The organism is Colidextribacter sp. OB.20 (assembly GCF_009911595.1).
GTDB lineage: Bacteria > Bacillota > Clostridia > Oscillospirales > Oscillospiraceae > Lawsonibacter.
The window spans coordinates 21,544-27,809 of record NZ_QWKG01000060.1; the positions used below are offsets into that span (position 1 = coordinate 21,544).

Sequence of the window (6,266 nt, forward strand, 5' to 3'; positions counted from 1 at the left end):
ATCCCTCCCGGACTGTCTAATTATAGTACCAGCTGGTTTGGATGGTGCTGAACCGCTCCAGCAGATCCATCTCATCCAGGCCGCAGCTCCAGCTCCCCGTGTGGAAGCGGGCTGCGTAAATCACGTTCTCCTCCTCCCAGAGGACCATCCAGCCCTCCTCCGGGCTCACCCCCCGGCTGCTTGACAGCCGGTAAAGGCTGAGGAAGGGCTCCGGCTCCTGGTTCTCCCCCCGCCAGTGGGAGAATACCACCTCCCGGCGGCCGGTGACCTGGTCGTTGCGGGAGATGGTGATCTGGTCCCGCCAGCTCTCCGGAATCTCCAGATACCAGCCGTCGCTCACGTTGTGATAGGTGGTGAGCACATGGTTCCGGTGTCCCTGACTGTCATACTGGGCCCAGTCGATGAGCCAGAAATTGCTGGAGGTGCTCTCCCCATAGGCGGGCAGGGGGTTGGGGGCGGGCAGCTCCATCACGGCGTCGTGGTTGATATCGGTGGGGTTGACCTCGGTGTAGCCCTGGATAACCTCCCGGCTGACCCCGTCGTCGTTCAGGGCCACATTGGTCAGCCTGCCATCCACATAAGCCACCACGTCGATCACCTTGCTGTTGTCCGCCAGGGTGCTGGTGACATAGAGGGCAGGCTGGTCATACTCCCCGGCCAGATAGTTGGTCCGGATGCGGTTCATGGCCGTGATGCCGGCGGAAAGGTCGGTCACGGCCAGCAAGGCGATAGCCCCATCCCTCCAGCCGTAGACCTCCACCTGGCCGCTCTGGCTGCTTGTATCCATCCGGGTGACCAGCACCTCGATCCGGGAGTCCTGGTCCAGATCAAGCAGGCGGCAGCCGTTGGAGGTGTCGGTGGCCACGCTGCACCGGGTGAGCAGCCGTTCCGTGGCCAGCAGCTCGCTCCGGGCCAGGGGCCGGACCTCCTCCAGAGCCTCCTCTTCCCGGTCCTGGCCGGGCAGGCTGATCTCGTCCAGGGTGTATACCCCCAGCTGGTAGGCTCCATTGCTGATCTGCCAGTTGACCGCCAGCTCCTTCCGGCCCTCGCCGTTAATCTGGGCGTAGTCAATGGCAAAAATGGCGCTGCCCTCGCCCTCCACCACGCCGGTAACTACATACTCCTCACCGATCTGAGTGAAAATATATATTTTCAGAGGCTTCTCAATCCCCGGCACCCGAAGGAAGGTCACCGCGCTCTCCCGCAGGCCGTCCCCATCCAGGTCCTGGAGCTGGATGTTGGCCGTGTTGTCCCCGGAGAGGATGGTGGCGTCCTCCACCTGGGTGCCGAACTCGGCCTCCAGGCCAAGGCGGACGGCGCGGATGGCCGCGCTGAGCTTCTCATAGCCCGTGGAGCGCTCCGGCTGGCGGTAGAGGTCATCCGGGGGCTTGAACAGACAGCCGCTCAAAAGGACAAACATCACCAGCAGCAGCCCCAGAGCCGCCTGCTTCTTTTTCACGGCCTCTCCCCTCCTCAGAACCAATCTCCACTCCATACGGGCGGTATTTATCATCATACCACAATTTACAGAAAAAGCATATAGGTTTTTCACATTTTCCCGGAAACAAAAAATCCCGCCCGGAAGGGGCGGGATAGGGGTCAAAGCGTTCAATTTGCCTGGGGCAGGGTAACAATGGCCTTGAACAGGTCGCCGTCCACGGCCAGATCGAAGGTCCCGCCCTGGAGCTCGGTGAGGGACCGGGCGATGGACAGCCCCAGGCCGGAGCCCTCGGTGGACCGGGACTCCTCCCCCCGGACGAAGCGCTCCATCAGCCGCTCGGCGGGGACGTTCAGCGGCTCCCGGGAGATGTTCTTCACCGACAGGGCCACCTGACCTCTCCCCCGCTCCAGGTCCAGATAGACCCGGGTGCCCTCCATGGCGTATTTGGCGCAGTTGGACAGCAGGTTGTCGATGACCCGCCACAGGTGGCGGCCGTCGGCAAAGACCCAGGTCTCCCCCTCAGGGAGAGTGGTCACCAGGGTGAGCTTGCGGCCGCTCAGCTTCTCCTCCCACTCGCCCAGGGCCTGGTCGATGAGCTGGCCCATGCCGATCTTCTCCCGGACCACCGACAGCACCCCCGTGGACGCCTTCGACGCCTCCACCAGGTCCTCGGTAAGCTTTTTCAGCCGCTGGGACTTCCGCTCCAGCACCTCGATATACTCCGCTGCCTTGGGGTCGGTCTGTTCGGTGGATTTAAGCAGGTTGACATAGTTGATGATGGAGGTCAGCGGGGTTTTCAGGTCGTGGGAGACGTTGGTGATGAGCTCCGCCTTGAAGCGCTCGCTCTTCATCTTCTCATCCACCGCCGCCGAAAGCCCGGCGGAGATGTTGTTCAAATCCTCCGCCTGAAGGCGCAGGTCGTAGGGCATGCGGCGGGTGTCGATCTGATACTCCAAATCGCCGCCGGCGATGGTTTTGGTGCCCTGGCGCAGGCGGTAGTAGCCGTAGGCCCACCAGGACAGGAAGAGCAGCAGAACCAGCTGCAAACAAAAATACATCAGCATAAAGACACCATCATACCTCCCCACTGCGATAAGCCAGAAGGTGAAAATCACATAGGCCCCAAAGCCCAGCACCAGCTTCCAGGTGAAGGGCAGGAAGCGAAGGAAGTCATGGATGGTGAGGACCATCCATGTGACCACCCTGCACAGCAGGGTGGTTTTTCCCAGGCAGCCCGCCTTAAGCCGGACGGCCAGGGTGCGCAGAAGCAGCGCGCCGCAGGACACCTCGGCGGTGAAGAGAGCCCCGGCCCCCATGATCCCCAGCTTGTAAAAGGCGTCAAAATCCTCATTCATAATGGAATAAACATTGGCCGCCCCCCAGTACAGCCGCTCTGCCGTCCAGATAAAGCAGGCAACCAGACAGACCTCGGCAGCGATCACAGCCGCGGCGTACAGGTCAAAGAATATCCGCTCCTGCCAGGTGAGGGCAATCCCCTCCTCCCCCGCCCTGTGCCCGGCGGTCCAGAGGACCCAGAGCAGGGCCGCGAAGGTCAGCACCCCCAGGCTCAAAAAGCCGGTGAGGTACTGGTCAAAGGCCGCCCGGTCCATGTCCCACATCCTCCAGATTTGGCTGAACTCGTCCTGAATCGAATCGTCAATCTTCTCAGGCACCCCATACTCCAGCACCAGCTTCAGCGGCGCGGCTTCGGTCTCCGGGTTTAATCCCGCAGTGGGCGGAGCGGAATATCCTTCGTCCGTTTCCGGGTCATAATAGATATCTCCGTCCCAAAGCTCGAAGGAGAAGTAATGCACATTCCGGACCGCCCGGATCATGGCCTCGTCGTCGTTGAGGTTGGTGCCCAGAAGGGTCTGTCCGTTGTCGGTGAGCACCCGGAAGCGGAACCATGTGTTTTGGCGGGAAAAACGCTCCTCCACCAGAGCCCGCTCCTCCCGCATGGCCTCCACATCAGCGTAGGCCAGGGGGCCGGCGGTCCCCTCCCCAATCTGCCGCTCCAGCTGCTCCAGCCGCTGGGACAGCATGATCCCCTCCACCAGCTCCCGCCGGCGGCTGTCCACAGCGTTGTAGTATCGGGAGGAGCCCTGCCAGCTGTCGTCGGCCACCGAGCCAAAGCTGAGCACCACCCGCACCCCGAACACCCCCGCCCCCAGGGCGGCGCACAGCAGGATGATCCAGGCGCACACCTTGGCGGCGGTGTTTCCTTGCAGCTTTTTCATGGCTAAGCCCCCTTCTCGATCTTATAGCCCAGCCCCCAGACCACCTTCAAATACCGGGGCTCGGCGGGGTTGATCTCGATTTTCTCCCGCAGGTGCCGGATATGGACGGCCACTGTGTTCTCCGAGCCATATGCCGGGTCGTTCCACACCTGCTCATAAATCTGGGCGGAGGAAAACACCTGCCCCGGATGGGAGAGGAGCAGCTTTAAAATGTTGTACTCAATGGGGGTGAGATTGATGGGCTCCCCGTCCACTGTGACCACCTTGGCCCCGTCGTCCATAGCGATGGGGCCGGCGGTAAGCAGGCCGGGGCCCTTCTCCGCGCCCCCCAGCGCGGTATAACGCCGCAGCTGGCTCTTCACCCGGGCGATGACCTCCAGGGGGTTGAAGGGCTTGGTGATATAGTCGTCCGCCCCGATGTTCAGGCCCAGGATCTTGTCCGTGTCCTCGCTCTTGGCCGTCAGCAGGATGATGGGCACGTTGCTCCCCTCCCGCAGCTTGGCGGTGGCTCGTATGCCGTCCATCTCGGGCATCATGATGTCCATCAAAATCAGGTGTATCTCGTGGCTCTCCGCCGCCCGGAGAGCCTCCCTGCCGTTATATGCCTTGATGGTCTGGTAGCCCTCGCTGGTGAGGTAGATGTCCAGCGCAGAGACAATGTCTTTGTCGTCGTCGCAGATCAGGATGGTGTACATAGGCTCCCCCTCTTTTCCGGTTTCTGAATACAGCATACCACACAGTGTTTAAGCTGCAAGGCCGAAAATCTTAAGAACTCCTTAATTTTCCCCTCAGTTATAATACTTTTCCGGCCAGACATAGACGGACAGCCCGTCCAGCTCCCCATACTCGATGAGCTGGGGGGCCAGGGCCTGGACGTCGTACCGCCGGGCCGTCTCCGTGTCGATGTACAGACAGCACAGCCGCTTCATGGTGGAGATGACCTCCAGTCCGGTGAGGCCCGGGTTGTCGTACAGCTCCAGGATATGGGCCCGGCAGAACTCCAGGCCGCTGACATCCCCCAGGCCGGTGTTGGACAGATTCAGCATTCCCAGCCGCTTGCACTTGCGCAGGCAGGCCAGCGCCCCCGGCTCCAGAGGGTTGCCCCGCAGGTCCAGGGTGTTCAGGCTGGTCAGCCCCCGCAGAGGCTCCAGGCTCTTGATTTGGTTGCCGTAGACCTTCAGCTGCACCAGCTTGTCCAGCCCCGCCAGAGGGGTCAGGTCGGAAATCAGGTTGTAGGGCAGCCACAGCTCCCGCAGGCCGGTGAGGGAGGCCAGAGGGGTCAGGTCCTCAATGTCGTTGTCCCACAGGTCCAGCTCCTTCAGCTGGGTCAGCCCCTCCAGGAAGGACAGGTCCCGGATGCCCTCCCCTCGGGCCTGAAAGCGCTTCTCCTTGGTCAGCTCCACCGCTCGAAAGAACAGTGCCTCCTCTCCGGAGTCAAGTCCAATTTCTCTCTTCGCCTCTGGAGGCAGACCCGCCTCCTCCGCCTCTCGCTCCGCCTGTCTGATCTTTTGTACCAGCGCCCCAAATTGGGCCCACTCCCGGGTCTGTTCGTTGTCCCACTGATATCCGGGCTCCCGCTGGGCCGCCCGCCGGGCGGCCAGACGGCCGTCCCGCTCCTGGGGCAGGGGGGCCAAGGTGAGGCGCAGCTGGTTTTTCAGATAGCCCGCCCACACCCTGGGGCTGGGCCCGGAGTAGAAAAAGCCGTCCGCGTCGGGGAACTGGCCCCCGGAATCAGGCCGGTTTTGGGGCGTGTCATAGCTTTTCATATGGTTCCATCTCCTATCAGTAAGGGGCTGTCCGCAGACAGCCCCTTTTCCACATTCTCTTACAGCCCCAGCCCGCCCAGGTTCAGCCCCCCGGTGAGGGACTGCATGGTGCTGGCGGCGTCGGCGTCGGCGGAGCGCATGGCCTCGTTGACGGCGGCCACAATCATATCCTGGAGCATCTCCACATCGTCGGGGTCCACCGCCTCCGGGTCGATGACCAGGTTTTTCAGCTCGTGCTTTCCGTTGACGGTGGCACTCACCACCCCGCCGCCGGAGGCGGCCTGATACTCCTTCTCCTGGAGCTCCTGCTGCATGCGCAGCATGTCCTGCTGCATCTTCTGGGCCTGCTTAAGCATGTTCATATTCATGCCGCCGCCCATGCCGGGCATCCCCCGGCCGTATCCCTTTGCCATAATCAAAACTCCTTCACTGTATGGTTATGTTGTCAAACTGTCCGCCGAAGGACAGCAGATCGTCCAGGGGGTCCCTCTCCGCCGCCGGGGCGGGAACCTCCTCCCCGCCGGAGGGCGGGGGCGCTCCCACTACAATCCCCACCTGGGGCTGTCCTCCGAATGAGGCGGCCGCCGCCTGGGCCAGCTTGTCCAGCACCGCCGGCTTGTTCAGCATGGAGCGGGTGAACTCGCTGTCCACCCACAGGGTGAGCTGGCCGTTCTTCCAGGTTCCCGTCACCTTGGCCGGGTTGTTGAGGTAGGGCATCACCGTGGGGGGCACCTTCCCCCGCAGGCCCGCCGCGAAGGAGGGCCAGAAGGCGCTGTCGCCGCCGGCCCGAACCGGGGCGGCCGGGGCCGCTTTGGGGGCGGG

The 6,266-nt window shown here is 62.7% G+C and carries 5 protein-coding genes and 1 pseudogene; all 6 read right to left on the reverse strand.

The genetic code is table 11. From position 1 onward, the window contains the following. Nucleotides 1-16 precede the first annotated feature (16 nt). Nucleotides 17-1,459: a hypothetical protein gene (locus tag D1641_RS14225; RefSeq protein WP_160666822.1), complete on the reverse strand. Its 1,443-nt coding sequence runs from the start codon at nucleotides 1,457-1,459 to the stop codon at nucleotides 17-19. Between the two features lie 149 nt (nucleotides 1,460-1,608). Continuing rightward, a complete protein-coding gene (locus tag D1641_RS14230; protein WP_160666824.1) occupies nucleotides 1,609-3,678 on the reverse strand; it encodes a HAMP domain-containing sensor histidine kinase in 2,070 nt (689 codons plus the stop codon). 2 nt (nucleotides 3,679-3,680) lie between these two features. Beyond that, nucleotides 3,681-4,373, reverse strand: coding sequence for a response regulator transcription factor (locus D1641_RS14235; RefSeq protein ID WP_160666826.1), 693 nt, complete (start codon nucleotides 4,371-4,373; stop codon nucleotides 3,681-3,683). A gap of 93 nt (nucleotides 4,374-4,466) precedes the next feature. Next, nucleotides 4,467-5,444: a leucine-rich repeat domain-containing protein gene (locus tag D1641_RS14240; RefSeq protein ID WP_160666828.1), complete on the reverse strand. Its 978-nt coding sequence runs from the start codon at nucleotides 5,442-5,444 to the stop codon at nucleotides 4,467-4,469. A 59-nt stretch (nucleotides 5,445-5,503) separates the two neighbouring features. Continuing rightward, entirely contained in the window at nucleotides 5,504-5,857 is a 354-nt protein-coding gene (locus tag D1641_RS14245; RefSeq protein ID WP_160666830.1) for a YbaB/EbfC family nucleoid-associated protein, read from the reverse strand. Between the two features lie 13 nt (nucleotides 5,858-5,870). Further along, nucleotides 5,871-6,266: pseudogene (locus D1641_RS14250) on the reverse strand (DNA polymerase III subunit gamma/tau); the annotation flags it as partial.

Coding starts and splice junctions, on each gene's coding strand:
- D1641_RS14230 (WP_160666824.1), bottom strand. CDS start 3,678: ATGAAAAAGCTGCAAGGAAACACCGCCGCCAAGGTGTGCGCCTGGATC.
- D1641_RS14235 (WP_160666826.1), bottom strand. CDS start 4,373: ATGTACACCATCCTGATCTGCGACGACGACAAAGACATTGTCTCTGCG.
- D1641_RS14240 (WP_160666828.1), bottom strand. CDS start 5,444: ATGAAAAGCTATGACACGCCCCAAAACCGGCCTGATTCCGGGGGCCAG.
- D1641_RS14245 (WP_160666830.1), bottom strand. CDS start 5,857: ATGGCAAAGGGATACGGCCGGGGGATGCCCGGCATGGGCGGCGGCATG.